We start from the raw sequence: 20,226 nt of genomic DNA, 5'->3' as shown, positions 1-20,226 counted from the left end.
ATTATTGTTTTGGAATTAGGTTAGTCATTCTTATTCATAATTTGAAATTCCCTTCCTGGATGTTCCACATCAAAGGTTTCAAAATTGCCGTTGTCCTGTAGGGTTATATAAGCCGTAATGCCGTCCTTTCCTCCGAAGGCTATATTGGAAGGGGTTTTGCCCTTCAATTCAATTTCCTTTAGTATTTTTCCATCGGGAGACACCTTGACCACTGTTCCTTTTCCATGCCGGGTGATGTAAAGATTGCCCTTTACATCGGTACGCATTCCGTCCATTCCGAAATCCTCAAATTTAATAAGCAGGCGTTTATTGCTTATTTCCCCGTTAGGAGAAAGATCGTATGCCCAAACATTGCGTTGTACCGATTCATTTACATAAAGTGTTCTGTTGTCCGGACTTACCTCAATTCCATTGGTAGTTCCAATATCCCCTTCCAATAGGGTGACGCTACCATTGGTATCAATTCTCCAGATCTGTCCTTTCGAATTTTTCCAGTCGGGATCACTGGCAAAAAGTATATCGTTGTCCATTATGGCGATATCATTGGGTTGGTTCATAGTATCATTATGGGCAAATACCGTGATCTCATTGGTATCCATATCCACCTTTAAAATGTTATGCTTTGTGTAATCGGCTATGAACATTTCGCCCTTGCTATTAAATCGGATCCCATTGCCAACACTACCCTCGGGAAGGTTTACGAATAAAGAAGCTTCGCCCTTGGAATCTACCTGACCTATAGTTCCGGTTCTTTCAAAATTTACCGCGTATAATACTCCGTTGGGGCCAACGGCAGGGCCTTCAATTCCCGATGGAAATAAAGATGGTTTGGTAAATTCCTGGCTTTGGTACAATTCTGAAATTTTCACGGGAACAATTTCCCCTGAATCAGTTTTCATGTCCTTTTCCTGTTTTTCCCTACATCCTACAATAAATATCAGGACACAAAAAGAGATTGGTTTGAATATTAAAAGAGGCTTTTGAAAGTATATCATATTGTTTATCATTATTAGTAAAAATTATCTTCTAAGAATAATTTTTTCAATTAAAATTGCTGTATACCGTTATGGCCCTAATGCATTAGTTTTTCTGACTTTTGCTACCTCTTCCTTGAGTATAGGGGACGCATTGTTGTCGAAGTTCTGGCGGATATATGTTAGGATATCCGCTATTTCTTCGTCCTTCAACATATGTAATTTAGGCATGGCATTGTTATATGATTTCCCTTTTACCATTATCTCGCCCCTTAAGCCTAGAAGGATAACGTTTATTAATTTTGTTTTATCACCAATGACCCATTCCGAATTATCCAGAGGCGGAAAACGATCATTTCCTAAACCATCACTTTGGTGACAGACAGAACAAAAAATATTGTAAAGTTTTCCTCCTTCACTCTGATTGTCTTGATCACCATTGTCTAAATTATTGTTTGCAGTCAAAATGTCCTTTTTTTCATCTGGCGTTTTTATATTAGGGGCGGTACTTTTTCTCCTATCCATTGCTGCAAGCTGGGATTCTCCAAACTTGGCTTTCTCGCCTTTGAACATGATTCTCCAAATTTTTCCCATTTTGGAATCTGAAACATACAAGGATCCCTCAGGACCAACGGCCAGTCCCATAGGCCTATATTTGGCGTCACTTGTATTGACAATAGTATCAGTACCTGCAAAACCATCAGCAAACACTTCCCAAGGCCCTGTAGGAATACCGTTTTCCATAGGGACAAAACCCACAAAATACCCTGCCTGTGGATATGGGGAGCTACTTGTAGAACCATGGAAAGCAATGAAAGCACCATTTTTATACCGTTCTGGAAATTGATCACCCTCGTAAAATAGAAGGTCGTTAGGTGCGAAGTGGCCTGGAAAACCAACTACTGGTTCAACAAGTTTACTTGTATCACCTTGTTTTTCACCATCTCCACCATACTCGGGATTAAGAAAATAACCTTTTTTAAATTGATCATAATAATGGTAGGGCCATCCAGCATCAGCACCTTCATTTAACTTAAGGAAGACCTCCGAAGGCAAGACTGCCCCTTCCCAAGCCGTAAATTCCCGGGGCCAGGTGTTATGCAGATAATCGCGGCCGTGGACTACGGCATATAAGTTATTATCTTGTTTGTTCCACTGCAACCCAACAACACTTCTCAGACCTGTAGCGAATTTTACCCCATCTTTTTGAAACTGCCCCTTTTTGTTTGCATCAAATTTCCATATACCTGCCCTGTGCTCCAAAAGGGGGCAAGGAAATATCCCTGGTGACATGGGTGACCTATCATCTACTTGGCAGGCATCAGAGGGAGCCCCAAAAATAGTGTACATATTGCCCTGGTTGTCAAAGGCCAAAGGTTTTGTTGCATGTTGCCCAGGGCGCTGTGTCTCGGACAAAATTAATTCCAACTCCGTATCCGGCACCAAATCGTTGGTTAGTTTTTGACGGAAAATTCGGGTTACAGAGCTAAAATATAAATAACCGTTATGTATTTTCATCTCAGTTCCGTAACTGCTCCTATCCAAATAATCATCGAAAGTTTCAACAATATCCGCCTTTCCATCATTATCGGTATCCCTTAGTGCGGCATTACCACCCAGAGAATCCGGAAACCTCAGTTTTACATAGATGTCGCCATTGGTATTTACAGTAAGATGCCTGGCCCTGCCCTTTAGGCTATCTACCACGACAACTGCCTCAAAATCTTCTGGAAGATAAAGTCCCCCGTTGTCCGCATCTCCTAAAGGCAGACCCGAATTAGGCGTGCAATTGACAAAAAGTAAAATGGTCGCTGCAATTACTAAATGGCAAAACAAAAACCGCCTTGCGTTAGCGCAGACATCGAAAAAATGGTATGTATGTTTCAAAAATTCAGTTTTTAGTTAGAACTATTCTTTGGATATAAATCCCATCCTGCAGATCGGGCATATTTAATCTTCAATATTTTTAAGGGAGGCTATCATGGTTCTTAGACAATTGGCTTCGCTATCCTTACTTTCATCAGGTTTGGGATTGTAATAACTATCCAGAAAGGAATCTGCAGAAGACCATACGGTGTGCATGACTCCCAAATACTTTTCCGCCATTTCCGCGGTGGAGTTTTGCTTAAAGGAATGGACCATTGCCACTTGTTCTTCCGCCACTTTAGATTTTCTCCAAGGACAGGCAATGACCTGGAAACCCTTCAACGCAAAATATGCAGGAGTGGGAATCGCCTTTTCATAATGCCAATCACAAATTACAACAGATTTTGAAATCATGTCTATCGCCGCCGAGGTATCGTTATGGCTTCCTTCCCACATTCCAATACCAGAATCGACACCGTCAATGAGCCGATCTCCCCAAATCCACAATACTGATTCATTTTTAACCAGATGTTCGTTGATCTTGTTGACTTCATCCGCAAATAATTTGGCAGGATCCTGGTCATAGCATCTTGGACAATCAGGGTGGGCCAAATAAAAAACTTCGTCCATTCCTGCGTGAAATGCCTTGGCCTCAAATACTTCCATGATTTCATCCACAAGGTCAAAGACCACTTCATGTACCTTGGGATGCAATGGACAGTAACTTTTGCAATACAGTCCATCCTTATTGGGCCACTCATATTTTTCAGGGAGGTCAATAGTGGGAGTCTCATCAAATTCCGGGTACACCTCCAACAGTTTTCCCAAGGTACTGTGCCATGATTGATGTCCCAATAAATTTACCTGTGGTATAAGGTTGATATTGTATTTTTTGCAGGCAGTCACTATTTTTTTAACATCTTCCCTACCTAAAGGGTTATCGCTCCTCAATTCCGGTCTGGATTGGTATTCAAAGTTGAAATCTATTCTAAGGATAAGGGTGTTTATTTTTCCTGGAGCAAGATCTTTTTCAACGAAGCCCACAAATTCATTCACCTTGGCCTTGGAAGGTGCTGCAATACAAAGACCTTTTACGGCAAAATCGGATTGGCATAAAACATTGGTGGTGTAAAACAATATCATTGCAATACTTAATTTTTTAATCATAGTCAACGTGTTTTAAAGTTTTAATTTGATTCCCTTTTTTACCAACCATCCAGTAAGCTGCACAACCGAAAAAGCAAAAACCAACGAACCAAAAAGTCCGATCAATCCTGTGTTCAAAAAACTTGGCAATCTTAAAGAGGTAAGGTTTCTAATGGGATAGATGATATATGGTAACAAATAGCATGTTAATGTGGCCGTTCCCGCAGGGGCTAGGGCCTTCGCCCAATTAACAAACTTCTTTTGGTCAAAAATGTAATGCGAAATAGCAAAAAACAAAAAGCCCATTCCTGAACAGATAGCCAGCCAGGAAGGTGTCCCTCCCAATTTGGAGATTCCCCAGATGGGACGGGTCACCAAACCAAACCCAATACATAAGACTCCCAAAAGCGTTAGTATAAGATAAACCCTATTTAAATGGGAATTGGACCATTTAATAAATATCAAAGAGGCAACCATACCAGAAGTGCTGAACGCAGGCACTGTTCCCTGGAATATGACCGTGAAATATTTGAATATCCCATTGAAGGCCATGGCCATATCGGTTTGATTCAATATGGAAAGCACACTAAAAAAAAGCCAAATAGGGACTATCACGGCTAATTTCCCATTGGAATATAAAAGGACAAGGGCGTTAACCAAATATGCCCAACCAATAAGCCCTAAAACACCCCACCATTGGGGCCTCAACCAAAGCCCTCCAGCTTGGCCCCCTTCATAAATTATCGCCAAAAAAAGTAAAAGTAGAAAACCCATTATCGGTAAAGGCAGGTGCCATTTCTTGGATATCGGACTTTTTTGCCAATTGGTCCAAATAAGGAAAACGGCCACGGCCATAAGTATACACCAATAATATTTTCCAACCGGAATACCGGGATCGTAGGCAGTCTCGTAATTGACCATAAATACACCTATCAATAAAAGAGACAAAGATCTAATAAGGATATGTTTACTTATTTTCCAACGCCTTTCCCCCAAGCCCAATCTATTTTTAATGGCAAAGGGAATACTCAACCCAACGATAAAAAGAAACAAAGGAAATATGATATCTGAAAAACCTAAATAATCTTCATTGGCCTCGGCATGCTGCAACCATTTAGGAACATCATCCAGTGTCCAGAAATCATTGACCCAGATCATTAGGAACATCGTAATGGATCTTAGAATATCTATACTGTTCAATCTCATTTTTTCATCCTATGTATTGTCAAATAGCATCACATATTGGTATCGGGCGAATTGGAAGTTTAAAAACTTTGAAAATCACCGAGGATCATGGTGTTTTCCATTAACTAACCATTTTAGCGTACCAATTTAAATATGCATTCACTTCTACTTCTTCTTTATTTAATAATTCAGCAGTATAACTCCACTAAATACTTTGGTTAGCGTACGTATAGATTCTCCTAACCAATATGGAATTTATATCAATTTGAATCATCCTAAAACTAGGATTTATACAAACACAATATTTACTTATTATCTGAACGAACCCTATTCCGCGATGAACAACTTGTACCGGTACATACCAGTACATATCAACTTGGGTACTAGCATATTAATCTATATTATTTTTTGTGAATAGGACATATATTCCTAATTTTCAAACTTATTTGAAGGATTCAAATGCAATTCAAAAAGCTGTTCCAACACAATGGTAAATTTGTAAACCCTACTATACCTAGTAGATACCACATCATTTTTTGGATAACATATTTTACTTTCAACTCGATACGATGGGGAAGTTATTTTGATGACTACTGGAATTCATTTAAATCCAATTTAGTGGAATTTCCCTTGCACATTGTCATTGTATATTTTAACATCTATTACTTGGTTCCAAAATTTATAATTGACAAGAAATATAAAACCTACTTTTTTCATTTGATATTCGTACTCACCCTTCACTATTTCTTTAGAATCGGGCTTTTTTATTGGCTCATTTCCGATAGCTCATCGACTGAGTTGATGGGTGAACATGGAATTTTTAGTTTTAATCATATAGTCACAGTTACATTAGGGGAGATATATGTAATTGGACTTGTTTCAGCCATAAAATTCACCGTTGATTATGTTATTCAACTTAACAAGAACAATCAACTTTTGGAACTGCAATCAGAAACCGAAATGAAATATCTTAAGGCCCAGATCCAACCTCATTTTTTATTCAACACCTTGAACAACCTTTATGCCCTAGCCTTGAAAAGATCCAAAAAAGCTGCCGAAGGAGTGCTTAAATTGTCTGAAATCATGGAGTATATGCTCTACGATTCGAGTAAGAAGAAAATATCTTTGCTCAAGGAAATCAATTATATACAGAACTATATTGAATTGGAAAGAATAAGAAAGCAAGATCTAGTGGAATCTAATATTGAAATCAATGGAGAGATAGACGATATAGTTATTCCTCCGCTATTATTCTTACCCTTTGTTGAAAACTGCTTTAAGCATGGGCAATTGAGCAATGGAAAGATTATTATGGAAATGAAGTTCACAAGACATGAGAAGGATTTGGAATTTTACTTAAAGAACCATATTGAACAATACGCTCATGAACATGATAAGTCCGGAATAGGGCATGTAAACATTAATAGAAGACTCGAGTTGTTATATGGCAATAAATTTGATCTACAGATTCGGCCATCATCAGATAATTATTTAGTAGTTCTAAAAATCCCTATAAAATGAAAATAAACTGTCTTATCATTGATGATGAACCTCTTGCAATAGGTATTTTGGAATCGTACATCAAAACTCTTGACTATATGAACATTGTAAATTCATATACCAATGCTGTTGATGCCCTAGCCGTAATAAAAAATGAAAATATCGATGTGATCTATCTAGACATCAATATGTCGCGTATAAATGGTTTGGAGTTTTTACGAACCTTAAAAAAACATCCTTTGATAATTATAACGACGGCTTACAGGGAATATGCTTTGGAGAGCTACGAACTCGATGTTCTTGATTATTTGGTAAAACCTATACCCCTTAATAGGTTTTTAAAATCAGCTGATAAACTTGTTGAGAGATTAAAGTCCATAAATGATAATAAGGTCAGCGCAACAACTGAACCTCATATTTTTGTAAAAGTAGACAAGAAGATGGTTCGAGTGAACCTGAGTGAAATTTTATTTATTGAAAGCCTTAAGGATTACATTAAGATTCACACGTCTACTGGTTGTCATGTCGCTTATAAAGCGTTGTCGAGTATTATTGAAGAATTACCTCTTCAAAATTTTGTTAGAGTACATAAATCTTACGCCATTGCCATTGACAAGGTCAAGTCAGTTGACGGGAATAGTATTGAGATCGGCTCATGGAACATCCCAATTGGTAGAATATATTTAAAAAATGCCAAAGAAAAAATCTTTTCTAGCAATGTAATACTCCCTAAGAACGCAACCCTGCCCAATAGTGATAACACTAATAAATAATACATTTGGAGAATTAATAAATTCATTTGTAATTCAATTCCAAAAACACCTTACACCCAATAATCACCCAATAACTTTAGTGTTGTTCTACCTAGGAATGATAAGGTATAGTCCTTTGTAAATCAAGTTTTACCGACCATTGAATTTCGTCGACACTTTGCCTCAAAACATTGACCAGGGCCAATTAATTATATACTTGATTTATGGCTTCCATTAATCTAACCACGTCGTATATTTAAGATCCACCTGTTACAATGTAAAATTTTGCAGGCTTTCCTGAAAAAAGACAATTCGGACTGTTGCCTCACCATTTTTGTATCCTTACAAAGGGCTATTTTAAGAAAAATGGAGTATTTAAAATCTGTATATAGATATCCCGCTTTACATCAATTTACCGAAAATTTTCCCACGAATATTTTTTTCCGAAATATCTAGAAAATTCTTTTCCATATTAAAATCCATACCACTATCCTCATTGGTTGCTATTGGCGGAAGCCAACCTCTTATATCACATACTAAAAGCTATTCATCAATTTGTGCACCTAACAATAGTTTTAAATCGTTTTTTGGTCCTTGGGTGGGTCATTTAGGTGACTACCATTAATATTTTCTAATATAATTGAATTATAAATAATAAGACTTCTCGTACAAGTGGTTCAGTGTAAGAAGGAAACAGCCATTGGGGCCAAATCAATGGCAGGCCGAAAAGTAATACTGGGAAATTTTGGAACCCTGAATTTTCAGCCCATAGTTTGTTACTGATATTTTGTCTATTTCTCAGTTATGGATTCAATTTACCTGAATCGGTGTTTGCTCTAGACCTAGGTATGCCAATTAGTCCCAATAGACTGGTAGTTGGGCGAAAATGTATTGGAATATAATTTTACGATCATAAATTTATATTCCATTATCAAAATTAATGTAGCCCATTGCAATTATTGATTTTAATAAAATATCGGTAAGAAAATAGTTTATTTTCTAAATTAATATGGAAGAAGGAACCCTATGGATTATTGATGATGATATGGTATCACAGTTTGCCATGACCTATAAAATTGGGCAGTCACATCCCAACTACAGGATTACTACTTTTTATTCGGTACAAGAAGCTTTGGACTATCTACAAGAGTGCAGGGAAAAGCAAATTGCATTGCCTCACAAGCTTTTACTGGATCTTGGTTTACCGGTTTTAAGTGGATGGGATTTCTTGGTGCAACTGGAAAAGTTTAACGGAAAGGCAAACCCAATCGACATATATATAGTTTCCTCCTTTTCCAATTCAACGGACCGCAATCGTGCACAACGTCATCCATTGGTCAAGGACTATTTCAACAAACCCTTGAGCAAAAGTGCGGTTGATAAAATCTTTATGTGGTGTTGAAATGAATGATAGTTCACCACAATTGTTAACATCTTAAAGCCTGCATTGTTTGAACAGTGGAGACATGGTATATTTCTTTGTTGTACTCAATCCTTCCAATTTTGAAGTCGATCTAGATACAGATAACTTTCCACGAATTTTCTGTGTTCTTGAGTGGTCATTTTTTCCAATAGATTTAGGGCGGAAATATAACTCGCCAAATTACCATTCGAGGAACTGAATTTTCCATCTTCGACAAACGTTATCAAACTGTCGTTCTGTACTTTTAGATTTGGATAATCCCTTTGTAATTGCGCTCCACCACCTATCCAAGTAACAATTTTATGTCCGTCCGCGATTCCAGATTTCCCAATGAGCTGCGCTCCTGCACAATTGCTAACAGTATATTGGGTTTCTCGATTTTTCTCCCTTATAAAATCCACAATTGTCTTGTTATGGACCTGAGCGTACATATCGTAGGCACTTGGTACGAACAGAGCTGTAATTGTCGGGCAGTTTTCAAAGGTATAATCTGGAATAAAGTGCATACCTTCTTCTGTTGTTATGGGGCTTTTGCTTTGCGCAATTGAAATAACATTAAAGAGTTGCATTCCGTCTTTAGTGGGTTTTGAAAATACATCGGAGGTGGCAATCACTTCACTTTGTAGAACTCCATTGAACATTAATAGACCAATCGTTGGCAATTCTGGTTTGAAGGGTTTTATATGCTTGGTTAAAGTATCCGCATAGCTTGTCTGTGGTAACATGGATTCCTCCTTGGTATCCGACACATATTTAGTCCTGTTGCAACCTGTTAAAATGGGTAAGGAAATAATTAGAATTAAAAAATGCTTTTTCATATCCTGTCAGTTAATTTAGTTCTTTTCGTTGGGTTTTATTATCATTCGAAAGTATTGGTCCTTATAGATATAATATCCGATCCAATTGATCAGGGTACGGACCTTATTTTTAAAATTCACCAGCCCCATAATATGGACAAAAATCCAAATTAACCAGGCCATGAATCCTTTGATGAAGTACTTTTCCTTTGGCAGATCGAATACGGCCTTATTTCTCCCGATAATCGCCAATGTACCTTTGTTCCTGTATTGGAAAGGTCTCCATCGACTATTCTCCTTCTTTAAATTAAACCCTAGGTTATTGGCCTGTTGTATCGCTGGCTGAGCGAGTTGTGGATGTCCATCCGGATAGTTGTCATCTCCTGACACCAAGGCACAATCCCCTAGTGCATATATATTGTCATATCCTTCAACTAAATTAAAGGCATTGGTTTTCAGCCTCTTGCCCCTACCGTAGCTGTCAGCAGAAAAACCTTTGAATGCTCTTGCTGTGACACCGGCCGCCCAAATTAAATTTTTGGTTTCAATTATCCCCCCATCGGATAGGAGAACTATATCATCCTTGACATCATCTACCAAACAGTTTAGTTTAATTTCTACACCTAATTTGTTTAGTTCGGCGGACGTATACTTTTGAGATTTTGTGGACATAGCGTTCAAGACTGTATTCTGCCCATCTATTAAATAGATTTTTCCCAAATCATTTTCATTCAATTCTGGATAATCCTTTTTTAAAATAGAAGTCTTCATTTCGGCGAGAATACCCGATAGCTCCACTCCGGTTGGTCCTGCTCCTGCTATAACAAAAGTTAGAAGTTTTTTTCGTTCTTGTTGATCGTTCACGCGGGTAGCTCGGTCCAAACGTGTGAGTATTGTGTTTCTTAGTGTCAAGGCATCGCTAATGGTCTTCATTGGCAAACTATACCTTTCAATATTCCTATTGCCAAAAAAAGTACTTTCTGTCCCTGTTGCCATTACCAAAATATCATAAGCTAGTTCACCGTTGGTCAATATAACTTTGTTTTCCGCGGGCACTACTTCTAGTAGACTTCCTAGCCGAAATCGTACATTTTTTAAGTTTCTCAATATTTTTCTAAAGGGATAGCTAATGGCCGAAGGTTCCATAAAACCTGTTGAGACCTGATATATTAAAGGAGGAAAAAAATTGTAATTATTAGCATCTACCAGTATGATGTTGTATTTGGCTGAATTGCCGATCCCTTTGATCAACTCCAAACCGGCAAAACCTCCGCCTACTATTATAATCGTCTTTTTCATTGTGTTTCATTAATAGTGCAAAGGTTGTAATCTTCCAGATATTAAATCTTGAACTGGTTCAAGAATTGTTTTTTCTTTTCAATTTGCTTACATATTCTTGTGATAACCCTAAAAAACTAGCCACCAAATATTGGGGGACATTGTTTACAAAATCATGAAAGGCTTCTTTAAACCTAAAATAGATTTCCTCCTTGGAATAAATAAAAAGATACTTTATACGATTGAGTGAGGCCCCGAAAGCTGTTTGATATATTTTCCTGAAATAAGTTTCCATTTTTGGAAATCGCTTAAGTAATTCCAATTCTTTGTTATGGCTTAGGTGAAGTACGGTCGAGGCTTTAACTCCTTGGATATAACAATCAGAACTCATATTATTGTGATAGGCCAAATAATCTGTAATCCACCAATTGTCTATGGCAAATTGCAAAGTATGCTCTGTACCCCCTTCCTCAACGATGTACAACTGAAGACAGCCCTTTAAAACAAAATAGTGGCCCAAGGATTTATTTCCCGGTTCGTAAAGCAGTTCCTTTTTTTTCACCGACCTTTTATCGAAATATTTGGCTATTTCTTTAAACTCTATTTCGTCAATAGTTACATATCTGTTGATATGCTCGAATAATTTTTGCATATAGTCTATCACATAAATCAAATGTAACAATATTACGTTTTTTTCTTTAGCTCTTTGGCTGTTTTCTCTAAGGTCGAGAAACCAAAATATCCAAGGAGTTAATAGGGATAATGACATAAAGTTATGGTTATTCCCGAGGGTTAATTATAATCCGTTGTAACCTATTATTTGGTTGGGAATATTATGTTTCCCAAAAAAAAATAATTAAAATAATTTCTTGAAAAATGCAATAGAATAAAAAACTTGCGTCTTATTAATCAAAGACCCCTTAAAAAAGGTATTTAACAATTTGGAAACAGAAAACAGTACTAAGCTGAAAGATTTTTTCAGTCGGGAATATGACTCTCTCAGGAGGTATGTGGGCACAAAAATAAGTGACACGGCCATTAGGGATGCGGAGGATATTATCCAGGATGTTGCCTTAAAGCTATTTTCAGGGGCGGATAGATACGGACCGATCAATAATGTAGCCGGATTTGTCTATAAATCGATTAGAAACAGAATTATTGATGTAATGAGGACTTCAAAAAAGATAAATTCGTTGGACATCGATAATGATCTCTTGGACTTGGTAGATGTACTTCATCAATCCGCCAATAATTATTCCTCGGAGGAAACAGTGCTACTGTTAAAAGAATGTATCGATCAATTAAAACCAGCTTACAAGGACATTATCATCGCCGTTGACTTTGAAGGATATTCATACAGGGAAATTTCGAAGAATACAGAGATTTCCATAGGTACATTAATGTCCAGAAGACATAGGGCACTTGGAATATTATACACTAAAATTGAACAGAGAATAAATAGATAAACTTAAAATTATTGAATCATGGCAAATTTTTTCACTCATAAATTCAGAAAGAAATCCCCTCTTCAAATCATTGGCATAATTGTTTTTGGCACTATTGCCATAATTGGATTGGCCATTTTATTTGGTTTTGCTCTGATGTGGTTATGGAACTGGTTAATGCCCGATATATTTGGATTGACCACAATTACTTACTGGCAAGCTGTCGGGCTGTTCATTCTTTTAAAGATACTTCTGGGTGGGTGTGGCGGTAGTAGCGGCAGTAAGAAAAAATCTTCCAAACATTCAGATGGGACATGTAAAAATGAATCTAAGACCGATTTTTCAAAATGGAAGCACTATGATAAATTTTGGAAAGAGGAAGGTGATGCACACTTTAAAGATTATTTAAATAGGCTGTCCAATCCCAAACAGGATAACGACCAAAAGCTGGAGCTGGAATAACTTAACTTATTATTATGGAATTATTGATATTTCAAACAGACATAAAATCTAAGAAGAAAGTGAAGTCCATTAGTCCAATACTGAACGGTCGTTCCGACATTCTAAAATGGTCCATTGATTTAGAGGATATTGATAATGTCCTTCGAATTGAGGCTACTGAAAATTTATTGGAAGAAGAAGTAATCAATTTGGCAAAAGTTAAAGGTTTTCATGTTAAAGCATTGTCCGATTAAGCATTGGAGCTAGATGGCCTAGTGCCTCCTAATGAATGAATAAACCAATATGATAGGATGTGATTTCGGAACGTTGCTATGTAGAATTTAAGATTAGACATTGCAAGAACTAACCTCGGTTCCCACAGTGTTGCGATTAGTTCAGTACCTGTATATTCCTTTTGGCAGGTTCAACAATATTCTTTCTAATTACATAGTCGCCAAAATGCTCATGCTCCGACCTCTCCTGGGCATAGGCTTTAATTATCGGCTCTAATTCTTCTAGAATATTTTCCTCGGACAACATTTCTTTATATAGGGTGTTTAATCGGTCCCCGTTGTGGCTTGCTCCCAAATACATGTTATATCTGCCAATGGCCCTACCCACAAAACCAATTTCACCAAGGGATGATCTCGCACAGTTATTTGGACAACCTGTCATCCTGATGTTAATATCATCATTCTCTAGGCCATTATTCTTCATAATTACCTCCAGTTTATCTATTAGGGAAGGAAGGTAACGCTCTGCTTCTGCAAAAGCCAATCCACATGTGTTCAGCGCTACACAGGCCATGGAACTTTTTCTTAGTCCAGTGAGTTTTGGATGGTTGCCAACGCCATATAGTTCTAAAATCGCTTCAATATCTTTTTTTCTATTCTCCTCTATATTTCCAATGATGAGATTTTGGTTTCCTGTTAAACGAAAATCTCCTGTATGAACTTTGGCAATTTCCCGTAAAGCTGTTTTAAGTTGATAATCATTCTCATCCCTAACTCTCCCATGTTCTACAAACAAGGTATAAAACCATTTATGGTTGATGCCTTTTAGCCATCCATATTCGTCTCCGTTTGACTTGAAAACATAGGGTTTTGGCTTTGAAAGGTTCCAACCCAATCGGTTTTGAAGTTCTGCAACAAACCACTCCAGCCCCCTGTCGTCTATAGTATGTTTTAATCTCGATAGTTTACGGTCGGACCGGTTTCCATAATCCCTTTGGACGGCTATAACTGTTTCTGCTACTTCGATCACTTTTTCCTTTGGAGAGAAACCTATAACATCGGCGAGGCGTGGATAAGTTTCCTGAACCCCAAACGTACTCCCTAGTCCACCTCCCACACAAATATTATACCCTATAACTTTATTGTTTTCTTCAATGGCGATAAGTCCAAGGTCATTAGCAAAAACATCGATATCATTATTGGGGGGAATGGCTATTGCAATTTTAAACTTTCTTGGAAGGTAATGGAGATGGTATAAAGGTTCAAAATCCGGGGTTCCAGCTACTTTTTCCTTATCCATCCATATTTCGTGATATGCAGTTGTCTTTGGTAGAAAATAATCGCTTATCTCCCCTGCCAGTTGGTACACTTCTTCGTGAATATGGGATTGGTATGGGTTTGGATTGCACATAACGTTCCTGTTCACATCACCACAGGAAGCTAGTGTACTAAGTAAGGCCTCATTAATTTCCTGGATAGTGGTTTTTAAATTGCGCTTTAATATACCATGAAACTGAAATGACTGTCGGGTAGTTAACTTAATGGAGCCATTTCCATATTTGTCGGAAAGTTCATCGAGGGACAACCATTGTTGAGGAGTGGTCACCCCTCCAGGGGCTCTTACCCGAACCATAAACTGATATAAAGGCTCCAATTTTTTCTGCTTTCGTTCACTCTCCAGATCCCTATCGTATTGCTGATATGAACCGTGATATTTTATTAGCTTGACATCATCGGCAGATAAAGCTCCGGTCAAAGGATTTTTTAGACTGTCCTTAATGCTTCCCCTAAGAAAATCGCTCTTGTCCTTGATATGTTCATCTTCCGATAATTCCTTGTAATTCGATTTTTTTTCCATAAATACATTTTCCATAGTATTGTAGCCCCCAAAGCCACCTTAATATATATCTGCTTGGTAGCGATTGGCAATCTGAAGATTTTTAACATACTCCTCTGCCTTTTCAATAGTTATTCCCCCCTGTTGCTGAATAATCTGCTTTAAGGCATTATCCACGTCCTTGGCCATTTTTTTAGCATCACCACAAACGTAAAAATGGGCTCCCTTCTCCAGCCACTCATACAGCTCCTTGCCGTTCTCCAACATCCTATGCTGTACATAGTTTTTTTGTTCCTGGTCCCTTGAAAAGGCAACATCCGCCTTGGTCAGCACACCCTCCTTCATATATTGTTGCCACTCTGTTTGATAAAGGAAATCGGTTGTGAAATTTCGGTCGCCAAAGAAAAGCCAGGAAGGACCTTTTCTTTCCATTACTTCCCGCTTTTGCATAAACGCCCTGAATGGTGCTACCCCTGTACCAGGACCTACCATAATAATTGTTGCATCCGGATTTTCAGGAAGTTTAAAACGTGTATTCTTGTCCACATAGACCTTTACCTTATCTCCAATCTCAAGCCTGTCGGCTAGGGTAGATGAACAATGCCCTTCCTTGTTTCGGCCAAACGCACTATAACGCACTACCGATACCAAAAGATGTACTTCTTCCTCAACCACATCCTGAGCCGAGGCAATGGAATACATTCGTGGGGTATTTTTTCTCAGAACAGAAATCAGTTCTTTAGAATTTAATTTATGAGGTACCTCGTTGAGCAGATCCAAGAAATCACGGCCGGAAAGGTATTTTTGAAGTGCTTTCTTGTCGCTAAGGATTTCTTTTAACCTTTCATTGCCAGTTAATTCTGTGTATTCGGAAAGTGTACTTTTCGAAAGTGGGGTAAGTTCATAGTTATAGGTAAGTGCATCATATAGCGTTTTGATACCTTCCTGTGTTTCCACCTCGTCTTTGCCCGACAAATTTGCGGTTTCCAAAACTGCCTGAACAAGTTTAGGGGAATTCGCCCCATAAACCCCCAGTGCATCTCCAGGCTCATATTTTATTCCAGACCCTTCCAGATCCAATTCCAGATGAATAGTTTCTTTGGAAGAACCCTTCCCATTTAGATTGATTTTCTCAAGAATGGTGGCTTCAAAAAGATTTTTCTTGGAATACTGGGTTCCATTGACCTGGTTACCAGTTACATCCTCTACCTGGATCGAGGAAACTTGGCCATTGGTCTGCAAGACTGCGGTTAGAAAATTCTTTTGCCAAGCCTCAGCTTGGTCTTCATAATCTACATCGCAATCTTTGCGGGGAACAATTCTTTGAGCACCCAGTTTTTCCAGTACGGCATCAAAATCTTTACCGGTCTGACAAAAGTCAATATAACTACTATCACCTAGACCCAAAACTGAGAATTGGATATGTGCTAGGTTCGTCGCCTTTTTGCTGTGAAGGTAACGATAGAAATCCTCGGCTTGGACCGGGGGTTCTCCCAGTCCGTGAGTGCTTACGATTATTGCCAATTTTTTGATGCCCTTAAGTTCCCTGGTTTTAAAGGAAGCCATATCGGAAATAACTGTATCTATTCCCATATCCTTTGCACGTGCATGGAGGTCCTTTGCCAAGCCTTCACTGTTGCCGGTATGGCTTCCGTAAAGGATGTGCACTTTTTCGGTTTCATGTTCACCATTAACATTTGGATCCGATCCTACCGGTAGACTTCCCACAGCGGTTTTATTCAAAGATGTTTGAATAAGTCCTTCGAAATACCCACTGAGCCACTGAAGCTGACCTGAATCTAGTCCGGACAATGCCACATAGAGCTTATCCGCTTGTTCATCGTTAAACGGCCCCCTACCCAATCCTCTTCTTAATTCCATGACATTGGACATTTATAATTATTTGTTGGGCTGTGGAGTATATCGCAAATAAGGTTTGATCACTCGATGCCCTTTGGGATATTTAGCGTCCACCTCTTCTTGCTTTACTCCAGGTGGTATAATTACATCCTGTCCAACTTCCCAATCCACGGGCGTTGCAACATTATGTTCTGCCGTAAGTTTCAATGAGTCAACTACCCTAAGGATCTCAGCAAAATTTCTCCCCGTCGAGGCAGGATAGGTTATAATTGCCTGAACCTTCTTGTCGGGACTTATGAAATAAACAGATCTAACGGTGGCGGATGTCGAGGCGTTGGGGTGGATCATATTATATAGGGTTGACACAATTCTGTCCGTATCTGCTATAATAGGGAAATCAAGGTTGCAATTTTGGGTTTCGTTGATGTCCTTTACCCAACCATAATGTGAGTCCAGGTCATCAACGCTTACTGCTAGGACCTTGGTTTTTCTTTTAGCAAAATCTTCTTTTAACTTCGCGGTCCTACCAAGTTCTGTTGTGCATACAGGAGTATAGTCCGCTGGGTGTGAATATAGTATCCCCCAACTGTTACCAAGCCATTGGTGAAAATCTATATCACCTTCCGTTGTCTGCGCCTTAAAATTCGGTGCATCGTCTCCAATTCTCAAACTCATATTAAATATTTTTAAAATTATACATCAGGGAAGCTTCATAATTAATGATGCCTCTAAAATTCAAATTTACGGGGGTTTATTCCCAATCGCCAATTGAAAATATTAATTCGCGATAACCTCAAGTTATGGAGTAGGTGGTATTTAATGAGAAGAGGTAATATAATAATTGCACTTAGCGTTGGAATATTATTAACTCTTCAAAAAGGCAAATCAATAATTGCCAATTACTAATAATTATGATTTCGGCTTAAAAATTGCATTAATAATGAGGGTAGGCCTCCTTCTGGACCTTGGGGAGTTATAAAGTAGAATTGCCTATGTATAGGTAGCTTTTTGATCTCTATGATCTTCAAAACACTACTTTTCAGTTCTTTATAAATGGCGTGTAAGGAAATGAATGCCATACAATCCGAGTGTTGCAGGTAGGATTTTATAGCTTCCGTACTACCCAGTTGCATTTCTACTTTGAGGTCGGCGAGTCGTATTCCCTTTTGCTTTAAGGCATCGGCAATGACTTCCAAGGTCCCTGATCCGGGCTCTCTTAACAGCAATGGAATGTCCTTAAGGTTTTTTGGTCTTATCTCGTCTTTTGATGACAAAGGATTCTTGCTGCCACAGACCAGTACGATCTCATCTTTTAAAAATGGGGTATAGTGGATTTCACGCCTTTTGGATTTGCCTTCAACAACACCTAGTTCTATGTTCTTGTTGAGAAGGGCCAACTCTATTTGTTCTGAATTACCACTGAGCAACTCTACCTTCACGTCTTGATGTATACTGTGGAACCGCGCCAATAGTGGAGGTAGTATATACTGCGTAATGGAAGTACTGGAGCCTACATGCAAAACGCCTTTAAATGCCTCGTTGAACTGGTTTAGATCAAATTCAATTTGCCTATAAATCTCCTGAATGTTTTCCGTATGTTTCAGAAGAACTTCTCCGGCGGGAGTAAGCACCACCTTGTTTCCCCTTCGATCAAAAAGTGCGAGATTAAATTGACTTTCCAGCTCTTTTATATGTTTGGTTACGGCAGGTTGGGATATCAATAATTCTTCTGCGGCTTTGGTAAAATTGAGCCTTCTAGCAACAGTATGAAAAACCTTTAGACGAAAATCGAACATATACAATATTACTCATATTTTCAGTATGGAAAGTTGAAAATACAAAAATCTGGATATAAGCTTAATAATATTGACTGGTGGATAGGTTATGGGCAGTAGCTATAAACAAGGCTACCATTTAAAAATGTGGATACCGCGGTTGATTTTGGAAAGAAATAGTTGCTAGTTATTTCCAAGATTTAACGTCAATAAATCAAAAGCCGAAATGCCAATGTACTTGGGATTGTTTTTAGTTAATAGTCATAGCTCCCTACTACTGCAAATCATTGTATAGCAATTCAGACGAGTTGCCTTTAAATGGTTTAGTCTATTATTTTTCTAAATCTCATCATGGGTACTTCCCCAAACTTTAAATTAAGTTTGCCTTCCTGATCAATTGAAAAGGTTTTTATTTTTTTCATCATTTTCAAAAACTGTGGCTCCCCCTCACCACAATACATCAATGTGGCCGGACCTGGCTCACCAGTAGCAATGCTATCACCTTTAACCGTAAAATTGGCACTATAACCATTACAGCTGTTATTACCTGTAATCATCCCTGTGGACTTGTTAAATGTAATTACAGGTTTTTTATCAGGGTATAGACCGTCGAAGGCGATCCGTGTTCCTGAAATATATTCCAATTCCCAGGTTTTATCGAAAAGGTCATTGTTCCTGGTATCCTTGGTTGTGGCACAGGACACGCTAAACAAATCTAAAAAGCTTAAAATTAAATTGTATTTATTTTTCATTTATATATTCTTTAACTGGTTAATTGGAAACTTTCCGAAGACAATGGATAATATAACTATGCATACAACCAAAATTATGCCAGTATAAAACTATTACACTGGATACCTATACTTCAGTAGTAATTGGAAATGGATAGGTTTGATACCAAAACTGCAAATACCATTTTCAACTGAATTGTGAAGATTTTCAAATATGGCAACGATAGACCGGTTCCAATCTAGAACGATTCGTCTTTAGTTTCAAATTTTATTAGTTTCTTCCATCCCATAATGGCAGAACTATCCTGTAAATGAGCCTCATAGGAATGATACAATATATTCTTATTCAAATCAAGGATTACCGGCCACTGGATTTCGTCAACGCCCTGTCCCATTACATTGACAATAGCTGTTTCAACATATTCCGTACTAATGGCACCAATTACTCTAACTCCATCGCCTAAATTTGATCCGGCTAGGCCAATATAGAACTCGGCAGATTTTCCTGAAAATGAACATATAGGGCTTTGTAAGGGTTTTGAAAAAGCATTTACTCCATCCAGCCTAGATGGTTCTTCTATAGTTGTTGAGATATTTCCTACACATTTCATATGTTCAAATCTATATTATTTTTATGTTGGACTATCAAAACTGTAGACTACTTATCACCTAAATTATTAACGATTAAATACACTAATATTCAGAATTTTATATAAAAAATGAACAAAATTTGCATTTACCGAAATTAATAAACACGAATATCGTAATGACAAAGATATTATATGGATTCAAAGGTTCATTGAGCGGGTACACCAACGGTTATAGGTACACCTGTCAATGTCAGCCTAATCCCAGAAGAATCCCGTACTTAAGCTGAAAGCAAAAGCATATAATACCATTATACAGAGAAAGGCATATAACCAAAAATATATTTTGAACCCGATTTTTACTATTCGGTTGCCTATGTTCTTGAACGCTTGGGT

19 protein-coding genes are annotated in these 20,226 nt (G+C 38.0%); 6 read left to right on the top strand and 13 right to left on the bottom strand.

Annotated elements, in window-relative coordinates:
* Positions 1–20: 20 nt before the first annotated feature.
* The 4 genes from MWU82_RS17230 to MWU82_RS17215 all read right to left on the bottom strand — a co-directional run bounded on the left by MWU82_RS17230 (position 21) and on the right by MWU82_RS17215 (position 5,192).
* Positions 21–899: an SMP-30/gluconolactonase/LRE family protein gene (locus MWU82_RS17230; RefSeq protein ID WP_247097349.1), complete on the bottom strand. Its 879-nt coding sequence runs from the start codon at positions 897–899 to the stop codon at positions 21–23.
* Positions 900–1,064: 165 nt separating this feature from the next.
* Positions 1,065–2,861, bottom strand: coding sequence for a c-type cytochrome (locus tag MWU82_RS17225; protein ID WP_247097348.1), 1,797 nt, complete (start codon positions 2,859–2,861; stop codon positions 1,065–1,067).
* A 63-nt stretch (positions 2,862–2,924) separates the two neighbouring features.
* A complete protein-coding gene (locus tag MWU82_RS17220; RefSeq protein ID WP_247097347.1) occupies positions 2,925–4,007 on the bottom strand; it encodes a family 20 glycosylhydrolase in 1,083 nt (360 codons plus the stop codon).
* Between the two features lie 12 nt (positions 4,008–4,019).
* Positions 4,020–5,192, bottom strand: coding sequence for a heparan-alpha-glucosaminide N-acetyltransferase domain-containing protein (locus MWU82_RS17215; protein ID WP_247097346.1), 1,173 nt, complete (start codon positions 5,190–5,192; stop codon positions 4,020–4,022).
* 696 nt (positions 5,193–5,888) lie between these two features.
* Here MWU82_RS17215 and MWU82_RS17210 point away from each other — a divergent pair.
* From MWU82_RS17210 to MWU82_RS17200, 3 genes are all read left to right on the top strand, one after another.
* Positions 5,889–6,692: a histidine kinase gene (locus MWU82_RS17210; protein ID WP_247097345.1), complete on the top strand. Its 804-nt coding sequence runs from the start codon at positions 5,889–5,891 to the stop codon at positions 6,690–6,692.
* Positions 6,689–7,444, top strand: coding sequence for a LytTR family DNA-binding domain-containing protein (locus tag MWU82_RS17205; protein ID WP_247097343.1), 756 nt, complete (start codon positions 6,689–6,691; stop codon positions 7,442–7,444). Before MWU82_RS17210 ends, MWU82_RS17205 begins: the two co-directional genes overlap by 4 nt.
* A gap of 988 nt (positions 7,445–8,432) precedes the next feature.
* A complete protein-coding gene (locus tag MWU82_RS17200; protein ID WP_247097342.1) occupies positions 8,433–8,825 on the top strand; it encodes a response regulator in 393 nt (130 codons plus the stop codon).
* 86 nt (positions 8,826–8,911) lie between these two features.
* Here the strand turns inward: MWU82_RS17200 and MWU82_RS17195 are convergent, their stop codons facing one another.
* The 3 genes from MWU82_RS17195 to MWU82_RS17185 are packed head-to-tail and all read right to left on the bottom strand — an operon-like array spanning position 8,912 to position 11,573.
* On the bottom strand, positions 8,912–9,664 hold the full coding sequence (locus MWU82_RS17195; RefSeq protein ID WP_247097341.1) for a DJ-1/PfpI family protein: 753 nt from the start codon (positions 9,662–9,664) through the stop codon (positions 8,912–8,914).
* Positions 9,665–9,679: 15 nt separating this feature from the next.
* Complete coding sequence (locus MWU82_RS17190) at positions 9,680–10,942, bottom strand: NAD(P)/FAD-dependent oxidoreductase (protein ID WP_247097340.1); 1,263 nt, start codon at positions 10,940–10,942, stop codon at positions 9,680–9,682.
* A gap of 58 nt (positions 10,943–11,000) precedes the next feature.
* Entirely contained in the window at positions 11,001–11,573 is a 573-nt protein-coding gene (locus MWU82_RS17185) for a Crp/Fnr family transcriptional regulator (RefSeq protein WP_247097339.1), read from the bottom strand.
* Positions 11,574–11,862: 289 nt separating this feature from the next.
* On the opposite strand from MWU82_RS17185, the gene MWU82_RS17180 reads away from it, so the two are divergent.
* The 3 genes from MWU82_RS17180 to MWU82_RS17170 are packed head-to-tail and all read left to right on the top strand — an operon-like array spanning position 11,863 to position 13,061.
* Complete coding sequence (locus MWU82_RS17180) at positions 11,863–12,387, top strand: RNA polymerase sigma factor (protein WP_247097337.1); 525 nt, start codon at positions 11,863–11,865, stop codon at positions 12,385–12,387.
* Positions 12,388–12,405: 18 nt separating this feature from the next.
* Positions 12,406–12,828 carry a hypothetical protein gene (locus MWU82_RS17175; protein ID WP_247097336.1) on the top strand — a complete coding sequence of 141 codons (423 nt, stop codon included), beginning with the start codon at positions 12,406–12,408 and terminating at the stop codon, positions 12,826–12,828.
* Positions 12,829–12,842: 14 nt separating this feature from the next.
* On the top strand, positions 12,843–13,061 hold the full coding sequence (locus MWU82_RS17170; protein ID WP_247097334.1) for a hypothetical protein: 219 nt from the start codon (positions 12,843–12,845) through the stop codon (positions 13,059–13,061).
* A gap of 136 nt (positions 13,062–13,197) precedes the next feature.
* Here the strand turns inward: MWU82_RS17170 and cysI are convergent, their stop codons facing one another.
* The 6 genes from cysI to MWU82_RS17140 form a co-directional block, all read right to left on the bottom strand.
* Positions 13,198–14,898, bottom strand: coding sequence for an assimilatory sulfite reductase (NADPH) hemoprotein subunit (gene cysI / locus MWU82_RS17165; RefSeq protein WP_247097333.1), 1,701 nt, complete (start codon positions 14,896–14,898; stop codon positions 13,198–13,200).
* Positions 14,899–14,937: 39 nt separating this feature from the next.
* Positions 14,938–16,758, bottom strand: coding sequence for an assimilatory sulfite reductase (NADPH) flavoprotein subunit (locus tag MWU82_RS17160; RefSeq protein WP_247097332.1), 1,821 nt, complete (start codon positions 16,756–16,758; stop codon positions 14,938–14,940).
* Between the two features lie 18 nt (positions 16,759–16,776).
* The gene (locus MWU82_RS17155) at positions 16,777–17,412 is read right to left on the bottom strand and encodes a peroxiredoxin (RefSeq protein ID WP_247097331.1); all 636 of its coding nucleotides are present in this window, start codon (positions 17,410–17,412) and stop codon (positions 16,777–16,779) included.
* A 227-nt stretch (positions 17,413–17,639) separates the two neighbouring features.
* Positions 17,640–18,533, bottom strand: coding sequence for a LysR family transcriptional regulator (locus MWU82_RS17150; protein ID WP_247097330.1), 894 nt, complete (start codon positions 18,531–18,533; stop codon positions 17,640–17,642).
* A 302-nt stretch (positions 18,534–18,835) separates the two neighbouring features.
* Positions 18,836–19,264: an META domain-containing protein gene (locus MWU82_RS17145; protein WP_247097328.1), complete on the bottom strand. Its 429-nt coding sequence runs from the start codon at positions 19,262–19,264 to the stop codon at positions 18,836–18,838.
* Between the two features lie 218 nt (positions 19,265–19,482).
* Positions 19,483–19,854 (bottom strand): hypothetical protein, encoded by a 372-nt coding sequence (locus MWU82_RS17140; protein WP_247097327.1) that lies wholly within the window; start codon positions 19,852–19,854, stop codon positions 19,483–19,485.
* Between the last annotated feature and the right edge of the window lie 372 nt (positions 19,855–20,226).

It is taken from the genome of Arenibacter sp. S6351L (assembly GCF_023016025.1).
Lineage (GTDB): Bacteria > Bacteroidota > Bacteroidia > Flavobacteriales > Flavobacteriaceae > Arenibacter > Arenibacter algicola_B.
The sequence above is the reverse complement of the archived record's forward strand: the minus strand, read 5'-3'. Positions and strand labels throughout refer to the sequence as shown.